This is a genomic window from Winogradskyella sp., from assembly GCF_016744625.1.
GTDB lineage: Bacteria > Bacteroidota > Bacteroidia > Flavobacteriales > Flavobacteriaceae > Winogradskyella.
In genome coordinates, this window is the sequence record NZ_JADGDZ010000032.1 from 17,937 (window position 1) to 34,017 (window position 16,081).

General features: G+C 32.0%; 13 protein-coding genes. 5 read left to right on the forward strand and 8 right to left on the reverse strand.

Features of this window, described 5'->3' with window-relative positions; translation table 11 throughout:
* The first annotated feature begins 76 nt into the window (after window positions 1-76).
* Entirely contained in the window at window positions 77-865 is a 789-nt protein-coding gene (locus tag QZZ53_RS08635) for a TerB family tellurite resistance protein (protein WP_296383625.1), read from the forward strand.
* A gap of 4 nt (window positions 866-869) precedes the next feature.
* Here the strand turns inward: QZZ53_RS08635 and QZZ53_RS08640 are convergent, their stop codons facing one another.
* On the reverse strand, window positions 870-3,164 hold the full coding sequence (locus tag QZZ53_RS08640; RefSeq protein ID WP_296383626.1) for a TonB-dependent receptor: 2,295 nt from the start codon (window positions 3,162-3,164) through the stop codon (window positions 870-872).
* Window positions 3,165-3,264: 100 nt separating this feature from the next.
* Here QZZ53_RS08640 and QZZ53_RS08645 point away from each other — a divergent pair, with 100 nt between their 5' ends.
* Window positions 3,265-3,921, forward strand: a complete 657-nt coding sequence (locus QZZ53_RS08645; RefSeq protein ID WP_296383628.1) for a metal-dependent transcriptional regulator — start codon at window positions 3,265-3,267, stop codon at window positions 3,919-3,921.
* Window positions 3,922-3,925: 4 nt separating this feature from the next.
* Window positions 3,926-4,747: a ZIP family metal transporter gene (locus QZZ53_RS08650; protein ID WP_296383630.1), complete on the forward strand. Its 822-nt coding sequence runs from the start codon at window positions 3,926-3,928 to the stop codon at window positions 4,745-4,747.
* A gap of 26 nt (window positions 4,748-4,773) precedes the next feature.
* Here QZZ53_RS08650 and QZZ53_RS08655 read toward each other — a convergent pair whose 3' ends face one another.
* The 3 genes from QZZ53_RS08655 to QZZ53_RS08665 all read right to left on the reverse strand — a co-directional run bounded on the left by QZZ53_RS08655 (window position 4,774) and on the right by QZZ53_RS08665 (window position 10,722).
* Window positions 4,774-5,904: an efflux RND transporter periplasmic adaptor subunit gene (locus tag QZZ53_RS08655; RefSeq protein ID WP_296383632.1), complete on the reverse strand. Its 1,131-nt coding sequence runs from the start codon at window positions 5,902-5,904 to the stop codon at window positions 4,774-4,776.
* Between the two features lie 10 nt (window positions 5,905-5,914).
* The gene (locus QZZ53_RS08660; protein WP_296383634.1) at window positions 5,915-10,252 is read right to left on the reverse strand and encodes a CusA/CzcA family heavy metal efflux RND transporter; all 4,338 of its coding nucleotides are present in this window, start codon (window positions 10,250-10,252) and stop codon (window positions 5,915-5,917) included.
* A gap of 71 nt (window positions 10,253-10,323) precedes the next feature.
* Window positions 10,324-10,722, reverse strand: coding sequence for a hypothetical protein (locus QZZ53_RS08665; RefSeq protein WP_296383636.1), 399 nt, complete (start codon window positions 10,720-10,722; stop codon window positions 10,324-10,326).
* Window positions 10,723-10,883: 161 nt separating this feature from the next.
* On the opposite strand from QZZ53_RS08665, the gene QZZ53_RS08670 reads away from it, so the two are divergent.
* The gene (locus QZZ53_RS08670) at window positions 10,884-11,318 is read left to right on the forward strand and encodes a hypothetical protein (RefSeq protein ID WP_296383638.1); all 435 of its coding nucleotides are present in this window, start codon (window positions 10,884-10,886) and stop codon (window positions 11,316-11,318) included.
* 28 nt (window positions 11,319-11,346) lie between these two features.
* Here QZZ53_RS08670 and QZZ53_RS08675 read toward each other — a convergent pair whose 3' ends face one another.
* From QZZ53_RS08675 to QZZ53_RS08690, 4 genes are all read right to left on the reverse strand, one after another.
* A complete protein-coding gene (locus QZZ53_RS08675; protein ID WP_296383640.1) occupies window positions 11,347-11,490 on the reverse strand; it encodes a FeoB-associated Cys-rich membrane protein in 144 nt (47 codons plus the stop codon).
* On the reverse strand, window positions 11,491-13,590 hold the full coding sequence (gene feoB / locus QZZ53_RS08680; protein WP_296383642.1) for a ferrous iron transport protein B: 2,100 nt from the start codon (window positions 13,588-13,590) through the stop codon (window positions 11,491-11,493).
* The gene (locus QZZ53_RS08685; protein ID WP_296383647.1) at window positions 13,583-13,816 is read right to left on the reverse strand and encodes a FeoA family protein; all 234 of its coding nucleotides are present in this window, start codon (window positions 13,814-13,816) and stop codon (window positions 13,583-13,585) included. Before QZZ53_RS08685 ends, feoB begins: the two co-directional genes overlap by 8 nt.
* 91 nt (window positions 13,817-13,907) lie before the next feature.
* Window positions 13,908-14,588 carry an SCO family protein gene (locus tag QZZ53_RS08690; RefSeq protein ID WP_296383644.1) on the reverse strand — a complete coding sequence of 227 codons (681 nt, stop codon included), beginning with the start codon at window positions 14,586-14,588 and terminating at the stop codon, window positions 13,908-13,910.
* Between the two features lie 193 nt (window positions 14,589-14,781).
* Between QZZ53_RS08690 and rseP the strand changes: the two genes are divergently transcribed.
* Window positions 14,782-16,081 (forward strand): RIP metalloprotease RseP (rseP, locus tag QZZ53_RS08695; RefSeq protein WP_296383646.1); only part of this gene is annotated, 1,300 nt, incomplete at its 3' end.

A 16,081-nucleotide genomic window follows, 5' to 3' on the forward strand; every position in this document is an offset into this window, starting at 1 on the left:
TTTGAATAGTAACAAAAACACAATTTTATCTACTAACAAATAGTATATTTGAAATGAATTAAAATAAATTAAACACATGAGTTTTGCAAAATGGGTAGGAGGAGCGATAGGATGGTCTTTTGGAGGACCAATAGGTGCAATTATTGGTTTAGCGATAGGAAGTTTTGTTGATAACTTAGCAGGTAATGGAACACCTTTACTAGGAGAAAAACAAACGGGAAGACGAAGACAAGATCCTTATCGTCAAAGACCAACACAGCGAAAACAACAGCGACCACAGACTCAATCTGGTGATTTTGAAGTGAGTTTATTGATATTAGCTTCAATAATTATAAAAGCAGATGGTAAACAAGATCAGCGTGAGCTCGATTTTGTACGTCAGCAGTTTACAAATATGTATGGTAAGCAGAGAGCTAATCATGCTTTTGATTTGTTTAAGCGCATTACTAAACAAAATATATCTACAAGACAGGTTTGCAAGCAAATTAAACAAATGATGGATCATGCATCACGTTTGCAGTTACTTCACTTTTTGTTTGGTATAGCAAAAGCAGATGGATTAGTTACAGAAGACGAATTAAGGCAAATCTACACCATGTCTGGTTATTTAGGCATTAGTAATAAAGATTATGAGAGCATTAAAGCAATGTTTTATAATACCACTGACAATGCGTATAAAATATTAGAAATCACTAAAGCAGCTCCAGATAGTGAAGTTAAAAAGGCATACAGACGTATGGCTAAGAAATATCATCCAGACAGAGTTGGGCATTTAGGTAAAGAGCATCAAGAAGGAGCAGAAGCTAAATTTAGACAAGTCCAAGAAGCTTATGAGCATATTCAGAAAGAGCGTGGGTTTAAATAATTGCTTACAGCGATTTAACCCTTAACCCAATAAAGAAGGTTCTTGGCATTCCTGGTCCATAAACGTAATTACTATCTCTATTTTTACCAGTATCAAAATCATTTTGATACGAATTAAAGATGTTCTTAATACCACCAAATATTTCTAATCCAGTATTTAAATTATCTAGTTCAAATAAATAACTACTTCGCCAGCTAAATTCATGAAATGTAGGAGTTGTTTTATACTCATTTACTGTTTGTTCTGGTGCGCCTTCAAAATGTGCTAAAAGCATATCGCCAGTGTAAACGTAGTTTAGATTGGTGTTAAATTTTTCATTTGGCATGATGCTTAATGTTGCAAAACCATATTGGTTAGGAGTTCTTAGAAATTCATTCTTTGGACTTAAGCCTTCAATGGTTTCTACAGCTGTTTCAAATTCACTAGTCTGTATAGTAAAACCAGCCTCAAGTTGTACTTTCTTTTTATAGTTTGCTCTAGCCTCTAATGTTATGCCTTTTACTACTGCCGCATCACCATTTTGTTTTTCAAATAGTTGCCCAAAATTATCTTCACCAATTGGGTTTAGGTAAAAAACATCTTTAAGTCTTGTGTAAAACCCTTCTAAAGTAAAACCTGCAATAAAATTTTCTGAAGACTTATCATAATTAATAGAGGCACTAAAACTATTAGAACGCTCTTCAATTAAATCGTCGTCTAATGAAACACGAGAAACACCACCTCCGGCAAATGCTATGTGCAAATCTGTATCAAAGGCTTGAGGAGCTCTAAAACCAGTACTCCAAGTTGCACGAAGCTGAATATTAGATTCAGATTTATATAAAAGTGAGAAACGTGGACTTATAATTGGGTTATCAACCAGATTATTATTGTCAACTCTAAAGCCAGATAATAAATTCAATTTTGATGTTATTTCCCAATCACTTTGAAAAAACGCACCTAAATTCTTTGTGGTTTGGTCTATTTTGTAATTGTAAGATTCAATAGTATCTACAACATCATCGACTAAATATTCAGAACCAAAAGTTAATACATTACTGCCATTAAGGAAATCATTTAAACGATGATTAAACTGAAATCCACCTTGTAGCGTTACTGTTTTTGAAGTTCCATAAGGAGGGTTTGTAATGTGGTTTTGAATATCAATATCCTCATCAGGAAAAATACCAGTATAATGATCTCTATCTGTTTGTTGGCCAGCAAAATAAGTGATGATAGAGCTATTATCATTATTAAAATTAATTTGATAGTCTAAACTACCTAATAATACATCGTGAGTACGTTCTTCTGATTGCTGTGTTAAATATGCAGGACTATCTACCATTTCACCTCCATAACGATATTCATTAAGCTTACTGAAATTAACTTCTAACTTTTGATTTTCTGTTGGAAGGACAAAGAAATTGGCACCAAAAGAATTATTCTTTAGTGTTGTTAATTCTGAATAATTATCGTCATTATGATCATATAAATCGCGATTACGATTATTTATAAAAAGAGAAATTCCTGTTTTTTTTGACTCAGAAACTACTGTGGCATTTCCAGAAATTATATGGTCATCTGCGCCACCATTGATGCTTTGATAGGTATAATTGATATCATAATTATCTGTTTGTGGAACTTTTGTAATCACATTTACAACTCCACCAATAGCACTAGAACCATATAGAGAAGATCCTCCACCACGAATAGTTTCTATACGCTCAATCATGTTTGTTGGGATTTGCTCTAAGCCATAAAGACCTGTTAAAGGGCTAAAAATTGGACGACCATTTATGAGTATCTGAGAATAGCCTCCTCCAAGTCCATTAATTCGCAGTTGTGTATAATTACAGGTTTGGCAATCTGTTTCCACGCGCAATCCTGGTTGAAATTTTAAGCCTTCAGATAAGTTGCATGCTTGTAGGCTATTTAGATTTTTACTGTTTAAAATATTTACGATTACAGCTGAATTGGTTTTGCGTTTAAAAGTTCGTGTACCTGTGACTACTACTTCGTCTAATAATTCAGTTTTTAAATCAAAATTAAGTACTGTATTGGCTTTTATATTTATTTTTTTTCGTTGTGTTATATAGCCAGTCATGGACACCACAATAGTGTAAGTACTAGAGTCTATGCCATCTAACTTATAATTTCCTTCCGAGTTACTTGCGGTACCTAAAGGTGTTGTTTCTAAATATACAGTAGCAAATGGGAGTAGTTGACCTTCCGCTGTTATTTTACCAGAAATAGAATATGTTTCTTGTGCATTTGAAATTTGAATGCTAGCGAGTATAATAAGAATTATCCTGTAAATCATTAATAATTTTTGAAGCAAAGGTAAATAAATTTTTAGTCTAGTCTAAAAATTTATTTACATTACTAAAATAAAACTATATTTGTATAAAGTTTAAAGAATCATGAATACGTTTTCGGAAGAGAATTATTTAAAGGCAATTTTTCATTTAGAGCGACACTTAGGCGACTCTGTAAGTACTAATGCTATTGCTAAAAAAATGGAAACTAAAGCCTCTTCTGTTACAGATATGATTAAAAAATTAGCAGACAAAAACCTTGTTATTTATAAAAAATATCAAGGAGTTAATTTAACTGATCAAGGACGATTTAGTGCTGCTTCTGTAATTAGAAAGCATCGCCTTTGGGAAGTGTTTTTAGTAAATGAACTTAACTTTAGTTGGGATGAGGTCCATGATGTTGCTGAGCAATTAGAACATATTAAATCTCCAAAACTCATTAACGAATTAGATGCTTTTTTAGAATTTCCTACTCACGATCCTCATGGTGACCCAATACCAGATAAGGAAGGAAATATTAAAAAAACAGATAAGATTGTCTTATCAAAAGTAAGTTTAAATGAAGATTGCATTTGTGTTGGTGTTAACGATTCATCTGCTGATTTTTTAAAATATTTAGACAAGCATCAAATCGCTTTAGGTTCTCATTTAAAAGTTATAGCCAAAGAATCGTTTGATGAGTCTATGACAATTTTGATTAACAAGACTAAGCTTAATATATCAAAAGCCGTTTCTAATAATTTATACGTAAAAACAAATTAATTGTATGGAAAGTATTATCCAATATTTCGAATCTATAGATCCAGTTTTAGGAGCACTTTATGCGTCTTTATTTACTTGGATTGTAACAGCAGCTGGTGCTTCGTTAGTTTTCTTTTTCAAAGGAATGAATCGCGCACTTTTAGACGGAATGCTTGGCTTTACAGGTGGAGTGATGGTTGCTGCGAGTTTTTGGAGTTTATTGGCTCCAGGTATAGAAATGAGTCCTGGTGAAGGTTTTGAAAAGGTTATTCCTGCTGCGATTGGTTTTGCTCTTGGCGCTTTGTTTCTTTTTGGTTTAGATAAAATTCTACCTCACCTACACATTAATTTTAAAGAAGATGAAAAAGAAGGTGTAAAAACTCCTTGGAGAAGAACGACACTATTAGTTTTGGCTATTACATTACATAATATCCCAGAAGGATTAGCGGTTGGCGTTTTATTTGGTGGAGTTGCCGCTGGTATTCCTGAAGCAACAATTGGTGGAGCAGTAGCACTGGCATTAGGAATTGGGATTCAGAATTTCCCAGAAGGCTTGGCAGTTTCAATGCCATTGCGACGCCATGGTATTAGCAAATTTAAAAGTTTTTGGTTTGGTCAATTATCTGCAATTGTAGAACCAGTAGCTGCAGTAGTTGGTGCTTTAGCAGTGACTTTCTTTACACCAATACTGCCTTATGCTTTAGCATTTGCAGCAGGCGCTATGATATTTGTTGTGGTAGAAGAAGTTATACCTGAGACACAACGCGATAAATATACAGATATAGCCACTTTAGGTTTTATAGGTGGATTTATTGTAATGATGACTTTAGATGTTGGTTTAGGATAAGAATTTCCTCTTATCGAATTAATTTTTTAATCATTACCAATTAAACTGAAAGCACCTTTAATAATTACTTTATCTGTAGAGTCTAATAAATTATTATCAATTATTTCAGTATAACCATTTGTTGTATTTCCTGTTTGAACTTTTAATTGATTAAAATAATAGTTGTCGTTGATTTCTTCATCTAAAACTAGTATATAAAAAACACTATCTGATTCTACGATGGTGTTTTCAGGTAATGCCATTACTGTTTTTGAATCTGTAATAATTTCTGCCTTTACGAACATACCAGTTAAGAATTTTTGTGTCTCATCTTTAGGATGTGCATGTACGATTATGGTTCTATTTTCTTGTATCGATGTACCAACTAAATACACAGAAGCTTCAAAATTTTTATCAGAGGACTCAGGTATATTAAATACAATTTTTTGATCCTTTTTAATAGTCATAATGTCTTTTTCGAAAACGGATAATTCAATATGAACATGACTATTATCAATAATCTCTAGTATTGAAGTCGATGAAGAAACATACATACCTTTAGAAGCGTTAACTTTGGTTATACTACCACTAATAGGAGAATAAAGGTTAACTACAGATGTAAAAACACCTTCTTCAACCCTTGACGAACTAATGTTTAACATTGCGAGTTGCTTTTTAAGACCTCTGTATTTAGCGTTTGCAGTGTTGTATTGACTTTCTGCTTTTAAGTACACTTTTTTAGAAACAATATTTTCATTAAACATTGTTTTTTGGCGTTCAAATTCAGATTTTAAATAATTTTGCTGCTCCTTTATTTCCAAATATTCTTGTTGCATCTGTACAAATTCTGGGCTTTCTATTGTTACAACTTTTTGCCCTTTCTTTACAATATCACCAACCAATAAAGGAATCGTTTTTATATAACCTCCAGTAATCGAACTAACAACAGCTTTGTTTTCTGGAGGAACATCGATTATTCCATTGACTTTAATGCCAGTCGGAAATACCTTTTCTTCTATAATACTAAATGCCATGTTATTATGATTAAACTGGGCTTTAGAAATTTTGACGCGATTATCATTTTGTACACTATCACTTTCCTCTACTTTTTCTGAATTTCCGCATCCTAAAAAGATAAGTAGTGTGCTAACGGTTAATATTTTATATAAAGATTTCATAACGTTGTTTTTAAAAGGTTAAATAATTTATTGTAATTACAGTTTGGTTGTAAGTATTAAGATTCTCGAGATGATTAAGTTTAATGTCGTATGCATTTTCGAGACTTAAGATGTATTGGTAAAAATCAATTTCACCGTTTTTAAAGCTACTATTAGCAGTTTTTAATATTTCATTTGAAAGATCAGCGCCTTCCTGTTCATAATAATCTAAAGCTTTTTGGTGCTGATTTAATTGAGACGTTAATACATTAAATTTGGTGTTTAATTCTATTTCAAAATTCTGATATTTTTCAACAGCAATAGTCTTAGCAATTTTTGAAGCTTTTATTCTCGAAGATTTTCCTGAAAATAAAATTGGAATTTTTAACCCAATCTGATAACCATATAAGTTGGTATTTATTCCAGAATTGGTTCCTAGGAAATACTCTAAACTTATATCTGGTAATAATTGTTGTTTTTCTAAACGACGTTTAGTTTCTAATAATGAAATTGTGTTTGAATAATATGCTATTTCGGGACTTTCTTTAATATTTACTATATCTAAAGCGGCTTTTGCTAGAGGAATTTTAGCAACAGTAATACTGTCTTTATTTTGCACGATGCTTATCAATTGATTATAGGCAATTGTAACATCTTCTTTTGCTTTAATAAGATTGAGATTAACCCGTCGTTGTTTAGACTTGGCAGTAATTTTTTCTAAATAATTAGTTTCACCAAGCTCAAAACGTCTTTGTGCAACTTTAGAAAAATTATGATACAAACTATCTAATTTTTGGTAAACCTGCTCTTTCTGTACAGTATATAAATACTTGTAATAGTATGAAGTGATGTTGCGTTTTAAAGCTTTTTCTTTAATAGAATAATTTGAAGACTCTACATCTAAACTTGCCTTATTCACTTTTTTCTGTGTTGAATAAACTGTTGGAAATAGAAAATCTTGTTGTACACCAAACACTCCAATTGGTTTGTTATTATTGGCTATATTATTTTGATCATAGCTATAATAGATTTGAGTCTTATCGAAATTGAAGGCGCTATTTATAAGCGCATCTGATTGTTTAACTTTTAATCTAGAGGCATTTATTCCAGAGTTATTTTCAATAGCAATAGTTATAAGATCTTCAAGTATTTTTTCGCTGTTTTGTCCAAATGAATTGAAAGAACATAAGCCTATTAATACCAGTAATGTTATTGAACTAGACTTGTTAGGACTTAAGTTTTTACTTTTATCACTAAATCTATTAAAGTAAGCATAGAGTACTGGTAAAACAATAAGTGTAAGTAAGGTAGCAGTAAACAATCCACCAATAACAACAGTTGCTAAAGGTCTTTGTACTTCGGCACCTGCATTTGTAGATATAGCCATAGGTAAAAATCCTAATGCAGCAGCTGTAGCTGTTAGTAATACAGCACGTAATCTGTCTTTTGTGCCTTGTTTAATAAGTGTTTCCATATTATCATAGCCTTTATTTTTTAATTCTTTAAAATGCTCAATTAGAACAATACCATTAAGTACTGCAATTCCAAAAAGCGCAATAAAACCAACACCTGCAGAAATACTAAAAGGCATATCTCTAACCCAAAGTAATAGAATCCCACCTACTGCAGCTAATGGAATTGCTGAGAAAATTAAAAGCGCTTCTTTTATAGAGTTGAATGCGAAGTAAAGCAACACAAAAATGAGAATTAGTGCTATTGGAACAGCAATAAGTAATCTCGATTTAGCAGTTTGTAAATTTTCAAATTGACCTCCATAAGCTATATTGTAACCAACAGGTAGATCTATATTTTCATTTATAAGCGCTTGGATGTCGTTAACAACAGATTCCAAATCACGATTTCTTACATTAATACCTACTACAATTCTTCTTTTGGTGTCATCTCTAGATATTTTAGCAGCTCCTTTTTGATAGGTTATAGATGCTAATTCGCTCATAGGTATTTTACCTCCATTTGGTAAATCTACATACAGGTTTTTAATGTTATCAATGTCTTGTCGTTTTGCTTTATCTAATCTAACGACAAGGTCAAAACGTTTTTCACCTTCAAATACACTACCAATGTTTTTTCCAGAGAACCCCATAGATAGCATATTATTTAGATCTTGAATATTAAGACCATAGCGCGCAATTTTTGAGCGATTATATTTTACACTCATTTGTGGCAAACCATCTATTTTTTCGACTATAATATCTGCTGCACCTTCAACATTTTCTATCAATGATTTTATTTCGCTTCCTTTTTTAGATAGAATACCTAAATCTTCTCCAAATATTTTTATAGCAATATCTGCTCGTACACCAGTGATTAACTCGTTAAATCGCATTTCTATAGGTTGGGTAAATTCTACTTCCATTCCGGGAATGATGGAAAGCGCTTCTTTAAATTTATTAGCAAGTTCGTCTTTAGATGAAGCAGAAACCCATTCACTTTTAGGTTTTAGAGTAATGATAACATCGCTTTCTTCCATAGACATTGGGTCTGTAGGAACTTCTGCAGCACCAATTCTGGTTACGACTTGTTTTACTTCAGGGAAATTTTCGATTAATATAGTTTCAATATTGGTAGTTATTTTTACTGTTTTACTTAATGAAGTTCCTGTTTTAAGTACAGGTTGAATTACAAAATCACCTTCGTCTAACGTTGGTACAAATTCACCTCCCATCATAGTGAATAGGTAAAATGAAAACGCCATTAATAAAGCAGCAAGACCAAGCACAAATTTTTTGCTTTGTAAAGCCCAATCAATAATTGGTTCGTATAGCTTATTAAGCCAATTCATTAAACGCACAGAAATATTTTTCTTAGTTGATTTTGTTGGTTTAAGAACTAATGCTGCTACAACTGGCACATAACTGAAACAAAATAGCATTGCTCCAATTAAAGCAAAACTGAAGGTTAATGCCATTGGTTTAAACATCTTACCCTCAATACCACTTAAAGAAAGAATAGGAATAAAAACGATGAGAATTATAAGTTGACCAAAAATGGCTGAATTCATCATTTTTGAAGCGCTTTCAAAGGTTATTTTATCTTTAATAGCTTGTGCTTCTGTTTTATTAAGAGCAGAAATCTCAACTTGTTTTCTTGTAATCTGAAAGGCAATAAATTCTACTATAATAACGGCTCCATCAATTATAATTCCGAAATCAATAGCGCCTAAACTCATTAGATTGGCGTCTACACCAAAAATGTACATTAAGGATATTGCAAATAATAAACATAAGGGAATTACGGAAGCAACGACCAAACCAGAACGCCAATTACCCAACAATAAAACCACAACAAAAACAACGATTAGACAACCTAAAATGAGATTTTCGGTAACGGTAAAAGTTGTTTTAGCAATTAATTCACTTCGATCTAAAAAGGCATTGATGTAAACGCCTTTTGGTAATGATTTAGAAATAAAGTTAACACGTTCTTTAACAGCTTCAATTACTTCTTTAGAATTTGCTCCTTTGAGCATCATTACTTGTCCTAAAACTTTTTCACCTTCTCCATTTCCTGTAATTGCACCAAATCGCGTTGCACTTCCAAATCCAACTTTGGCAACATCATTTATATATATAGGAAGCCTATTGTTGGTTGTAATTACAATATTTCTAATATCATCAAGAGATGATACTAAGCCATCACCACGAATAAAATAAGCCTGATTTACCTTTTCTATATATCCACCGCCTGCAACACTATTATTTAGTTCGAGAGCATTAAAAACTTCTTTTGCAGTAATATTCATTGCATTAAGCTTGTCTGTATTTAGTGCAACTTCATACTGTTTTAAAAATCCTCCCCAAGTATTTACTTCTACCACTCCTGGAATTCCGGATAACTGTCGTTTTACAATCCAATCTTGTATTGTGCGCAGGTCTTCAGCATTATAATCATCTTTATATTCTGGTTCTACATCTAAAATATACTGGTAGATTTCACCTAGTCCTGTAGTTATTGGACCCATTTCTGGTTCTCCGAATCCCTTTGGAATTTTCTCAGATGCGGATTTAATTTTTTCGGCAATGAGTTGACGTGGAAGATAAGTTCCGATGTCATCATCGAATACAATTGTAACTACAGATAGACCAAACTTAGAAACAGATCTAATTTCTTGTACACTCGGTAAATTTGCCATTTCTAATTCTACAGGATAGGTTATAAACTGTTCCATATCTTGTGTAGAAAGATTACGAGAAGTCGTAATAACTTGTACTTGGTTATTGGTTACATCTGGTACTGCACCAATAGAAATTTGAGAAAGTGAATACAACCCAAAAGCAATAATAAATGACGTAAATAGTAGAATAATTAGCTTATTCTTTAAACTGAATTTTATAATATATGATAACATAATTCATTGAATTAAATAGTGTCAACTCATTGTATAATAAGTTGAAATAAATAAAATTTGATAAAAATGAATTATGCCTGTTTGGGAGGCTGTAAAAGTTCTTTTTCGTGTAATGACGAATAAAGATTGAAGTAATGAAAATTAGATTCCGTTGTATCTATAATTTCAATAGCATTAGAATAAAAAGGTAAAATTGAGGGTAGAAAAGCTACAACCGAAGACATATGACCTTGACATTGAAAAGGTAATTCCTCATGATCTTTCTGCTCTTCCTGATGTTTTTTACTGTGCTCTGCTTTTAGTTCACCATAATGTTTGGATAAAAAGATAAAAAAATTATCGCCATATTCTTGTTGGTGAAACTGAGCATGTTCCATCAATTCGTCTAATTGCATAATATCATCAGCTCCAATATTGAAACTTTGAAATAGCATCAGTGCAGAAAGTGATATGGCAAATAGTTTACTCACAATGACAAAGTTAGTGAATTTATAATTGAAAAATTGAATATTTCATAATGTTGATTTTACATAAAATATTGCAATAATGAGCATATTCAAACGTCTTTATCAAAATTAATATTTTGTTAATTGTGGCATGATTTAGGTATTTGTATGATTAAATTTAATCTATGAAATCTATTCTATTCACGTTAATTTTCTGCTTCGCATCACTTTTTTATACGTTAGAAGCGCAAGTTCAAGTTGTAAAAGATTCTTTAAGTATTAGTAAGATTGTCGGGTACCAGCAAAAAATTGTTTTTGAAGACTATGAAATAAAATTTAAGAAGGTAGTTGTAGATTCTAGATGTCCAAAAAATGTGATGTGCGTTAGAGCAGGTGAGGCAGAAGTTTTAGTTTCAATTTATAAAAACGGAAACTTTATTGAAGATAAAAAAATTAGAATTGATGCTAGTGGCTGTGTTATGGAATCTAACAATTTAGCCTTTAACACTAAAACCTTTAAAATTTATGGATTTGCTTTAACACCTTATCCAGGAGGTGTAAATGATATTGCAGATAAAGAATATGAATTAGAAATTGTTTTAAAGCCTAAAAGCTTATAATAATAAGATTCCTTTTTTCAAAAGGATTTTAATGACATCCACAGCCATCATCGCTTCCACAAGCTTTGGTGGTTTTTGCTTTTTTAGGTTTCCAGACAAATTTTTTAACTAAGAATATTAGCGCAATTGCTAGCACAGAAAAAACTAATATGTTTTGAATAACTGTATTCATCTATTTTAATGCTTGAAAAGCTACTAATGCTACAATATACGCAAAAGCACTCATTAATACGAGTTGATACATTGGCCATTTCCATGAATTGGTCTCACGTTTTACAATGGCTAATGTGCTCATACATTGCATTGCAAACGCGTAAAATAGTAGTAAAGAAATTCCTGAGGCAAAGTTAAATAAAGGCTTTCCGCTTTTAACATTGACTTCTTTGGCCATTCTATTAGTAATCGTTTCAACCTTATCATTTCCTACACTATAAATCGTAGCTAAAGTTCCAACAAACACTTCTCGGGCAGCAAAAGAACTAACTATAGCAATCCCTATTTTCCAATCATAACCTAGTGGTCTAATAGCAGGTTCAATGGCGTGTCCTGCAATACCAATAAATGAATGTTCTAGTTTATGAGATGCGATTTTTTGTTGCAATTCATCGTCATCTAAGCTTTCCGAGGCATACTGTTCAGTTACAATTTGTTCTGCATTATTAAAGTCTTCGCCTGGTCCATAAGAAGCTAAAAACCACAATACAATCGAAATTGCAAGAATAATTTTACCAGCTCCAAAGACAAAGGATTTTGTCTTTTCTAATACAGTTAATGCGACATTCTTAAACATTGGTAATTTGTAGTTAGGCATTTCTACAATAAAGAATGTTTTACTTCTTATTTTAAGTATTTTATTTAAAATCCAAGCAGATCCAACTGCTGCCCCAAAACCTATAAGGTATAGAAGCATTAAGGTTAATGCTTGATAGCTTAAGCCCAAAACTCGTCCTTCAGGAATAACCAAAGAAATTATAATTAAATAAACAGGAAGTCTTGCAGAGCACGTGGTAAAAGGTGTTACTAAAATGGTAATTAAGCGTTCTTTCCAACTTTCAATATTACGAGTTGCCATAATCGCTGGTATAGCACAAGCAGTACCAGAAATTAAAGGCACAACACTTTTGCCACTAAGACCAAAACGTCGCATAATACGGTCCATTAAAAATACTACACGACTCATATAACCACTCTCTTCAAGTATAGAAATGAATAGAAATAGAAATGCAATTTGAGGAATAAAAATAACAATACCACCAAGTCCTGCAATGATACCTTCTGCTAAGAGATTTGTAAATGCTCCTTCAGGTAAAGTGTTTTTTGTCCACTCGCTTAATGAGGCGAATGTACTATCAATAAAATCCATTGGTATGCTAGACCAATCGTATATAGCTTGAAAAATAGTAAGTAAAATAATTCCGAAGATTAAATAACCCCAAACTTTATGAGTTAAAACTCTATCGAGTTTTATGCGTAAATCTTTAGCTGATTTAAGGTCAATAGTTTGCCCTTTTTTAAGCGTTTCGTTAATAAACTGGTAACGCTTTATAGTTTCTTTTTGTTGAAGTCGTTTTAAATCTGTTTTAGACTTGGTCTTAAAGTCTTCAACTTTGTCAAAAGTCTTTCTATCGGTTTTACCAAAATTGACATCTTGTGTAATTACTAACCAAAGCTTGTATAATAACTGATTCGGAAACGCTTTTCTTAAATTATCAAAATAGGGTACATCTATTGAAGAGGCATCCATGCATGGTTTTGTGGAAAGCTCTTTATAACTACGGATTAGTTCCTTCAGCCCATCAATTCCTTTATTTTTTCGCGTACTAATTAGAGCAATTTTAGTTTCTAATTGCTCTTCGAGATACTCTATATCTAGAGAAATGCCTTTGTAAGCCATTCTATCAGACATATTAATTACTAAGATTGTAGGAATTTCTAAATCCTTAATCTGAGTAAATAACAAAAGATTACGTTTTAAGTTCTCAACATCACTTACAACAACTGCAACATCAGGAAAATCCTTATCAGTCTTATTTAGAAGTAACTCAATCACCACATTTTCATCAAGCGAAGAAGCATTTAAGCTATAAGTTCCTGGTAAATCAATGATATGAGCTTTTACACCACGTGGTAATTTGCAAATACCTTCTTTTTTTTCGACTGTAATGCCAGGATAGTTACCTACTTTTTGGTTAAGCCCAGTAAGTGCATTAAAAACAGATGTTTTTCCTGTATTAGGATTTCCTATTAAGGCAACATTAATCTGCTTACTCATTCGTAGTTTCTATTTGAATATGAATTGCAGTCTCTTTTCTAATCGCTAAATGAGAACCATTGATGTTTAAATACATTGGGTCAGCAAAAGGAGCAACTTGTACAAGCTCAACAGAATTACCAGGTAGGCAACCCATTTCGAGAAGTTTTAATGGAATGTGAATAGAAGATACATCTGTTATAATACCTTGTTGTCCACGCTTTAAATCTGCAAGTGTCAAGCTTATTCTTATTTAGATTGATTTTAAAGAAGCAAAAGTAAGTGAAATTTATGAGTACGAAAAATAAGATAATAATTATTTGTAGGCTTTGACTTTTTTAGTAACCTCCAAAGTATTTTAAGGTTTTGATATCTTCCAAAAGTCTTTCAATATCTTCTGGTTGAGTGCCATCATAAAACCCTCTAATTTGCTGTTTCTTATCAATAAGCATAAAGTTTTCTGTATGGATCATATCAAACTCATCTCCATTGCCATTTGTTTTTACAGCTAGGTAACTTTTTCTAGCTAGCTCATAGATTTGCTTTTTATTTCCAGTAACTAAATTCCATTTTCGGTCAATAACACCTTTTTTCTTGGCATATTTTTTTAACTGAGCGACACTATCAATCTTTGGTGTAACAGAATGAGAAAGTAACATGATGTCTTCATCGTTAATAATTTCTTTTTGAATTTGACACATATGATCCGTCATTATTGGACATATAGTTTGACAAGTTGTAAAAAAGAAATCTGCAACATAAACCTTGTCTTTATAGTTGTTTTGAGTTACGGTTTCCCCATTTTGGTTGATTAAGCTAAAATCTCCAATCTTATGATATTTTTTTTGATGTTGAATAGTACTATCTACCAATTCTTCACTTACCATAGCTGGCTGATATATTGGTAGAGGCTGCTTTACATTTAATACATTGTATATAATAGCAATGATAATTATACATAGAATAGAAAAGAAGATTCCAAAGTTTTTATAACCTTTAAAAAACGAAAGAAAGGACATTGTTTTGTAATTTAATTTTAGGATTACAAAGGTACGATTCGAGTCAATTTTTAAGGATACTTTTAACACAAAAATGTAATATAAATAGGTTGATTTATAAATCGGAGTTAAAAATAAATCGAATAGAAATACAATTATTTTCTAAGTTGCTTTAAAACCTTACTTTTGTCAATCGAAATTTGAAAATGACTTCATGGAATTTGTAATAAAGATATCTCAATTTTTACTCAGTTTATCCTTGCTTATTGTATTGCACGAGCTTGGACATTTTATACCAGCAAAACTTTTTAAAACTAAAGTTGAAAAATTTTATCTCTTTTTTGATGTAAAGTATTCGCTTTTTAAAAAGAAAATAGGTGAAACAACTTATGGTATTGGTTGGTTACCACTTGGTGGTTATGTGAAAATTGCTGGAATGATCGACGAAAGCATGGATAAAGAGCAAATGGCACAACCACCACAACCATGGGAATTTCGTTCTAAGCCAGCTTGGCAACGTCTCATAATTATGTTAGGTGGTGTAACAGTAAACTTTATTTTAGCTTACGTTATTTATGTAGCTATATCTTTTGCTTACGGAGATTCTGATGTAAAAGTAGACAGTCTTAAAGATGGGTATTGGATAGATAATCCCGCTTTATTAGAGATGGGTTTTAAAACTGGAGATAAGGTTTTAGCGATTAACGATACACCTATTGTTAACGATTCTGATATTGGTTTTAACCTTATTAGTGCAGAATCAATTACGATTAATAGAGCTGGCGAAGAAAAAGTTATTGATTTACCAGAAGATTTTTTAGGACAATATTCTGCAAGTAAGAGTAAAAATAATTTCGAATACCGTGTGCCTTTTATGGTAGGTGAAGTAGCAGATACGTCTTTAAATGCTAAAAAAGATTTAAAGCTTGGAGATGTAATTACAAGTATTAATGGTAAGCCTTTAAGGTATTTTGATGAGCTTGAAGACGTCACTAGTGGTTTAAACAACACCACAGTTTCTGTTGAAATTTTACGTGAGGATAATACAACTATTAAAAAGGAATTAGCTATAGATGAAGAAGGGAAATTTGGCATTAGACGTTATGTTAATCCTACTAGATTTGAGGAATTAGGCTATTATAATATTTTTAGAAAAGAATATACTTTTGGAGAAAGCTTTGCAGCTGGTGGACGTAAATTCACAAAAACGATTAGTAATTATTTTGATCAGTTAAAGGCGATTTTTAGTCCAAGTACAGGAGCTTATAAAGGTTTAGGTGGCTTTAAGGCTATTTATGATCAGTTTTCGCCAGTTTGGAGTTGGTCATATTTTTGGGGTTTAACAGCGTTTTTATCTATTATGCTTGCTATTTTAAACTTATTGCCTATACCAGCGTTAGATGGTGGACATGTAATGTTTTTGTTATTTGAAATGATATCTGGTCGCAAACCGAGCGAAAAGTTCCTAGAACGAGCACAAGTTGTTGGATTCTTTATTCTAATTGCTTTAGTAT

Excerpts from the sequence above, each read along its gene's own strand:
- QZZ53_RS08635 (WP_296383625.1), top strand. The coding sequence starts at position 77 with ATGAGTTTTGCAAAATGGGTAGGAGGAGCGATAGGATGGTCTTTTGGA.
- QZZ53_RS08640 (WP_296383626.1), bottom strand. The coding sequence starts at position 3,164 with ATGATTTACAGGATAATTCTTATTATACTCGCTAGCATTCAAATTTCA.
- QZZ53_RS08645 (WP_296383628.1), top strand. The coding sequence starts at position 3,265 with ATGAATACGTTTTCGGAAGAGAATTATTTAAAGGCAATTTTTCATTTA.
- QZZ53_RS08650 (WP_296383630.1), top strand. The coding sequence starts at position 3,926 with ATGGAAAGTATTATCCAATATTTCGAATCTATAGATCCAGTTTTAGGA.
- QZZ53_RS08655 (WP_296383632.1), bottom strand. The coding sequence starts at position 5,904 with ATGAAATCTTTATATAAAATATTAACCGTTAGCACACTACTTATCTTT.
- QZZ53_RS08660 (WP_296383634.1), bottom strand. The coding sequence starts at position 10,252 with ATGTTATCATATATTATAAAATTCAGTTTAAAGAATAAGCTAATTATT.
- QZZ53_RS08670 (WP_296383638.1), top strand. The coding sequence starts at position 10,884 with ATGAAATCTATTCTATTCACGTTAATTTTCTGCTTCGCATCACTTTTT.
- QZZ53_RS08675 (WP_296383640.1), bottom strand. The coding sequence starts at position 11,490 with ATGAATACAGTTATTCAAAACATATTAGTTTTTTCTGTGCTAGCAATT.
- feoB (WP_296383642.1), bottom strand. The coding sequence starts at position 13,590 with ATGAGTAAGCAGATTAATGTTGCCTTAATAGGAAATCCTAATACAGGA.
- QZZ53_RS08690 (WP_296383644.1), bottom strand. The coding sequence starts at position 14,588 with ATGTCCTTTCTTTCGTTTTTTAAAGGTTATAAAAACTTTGGAATCTTC.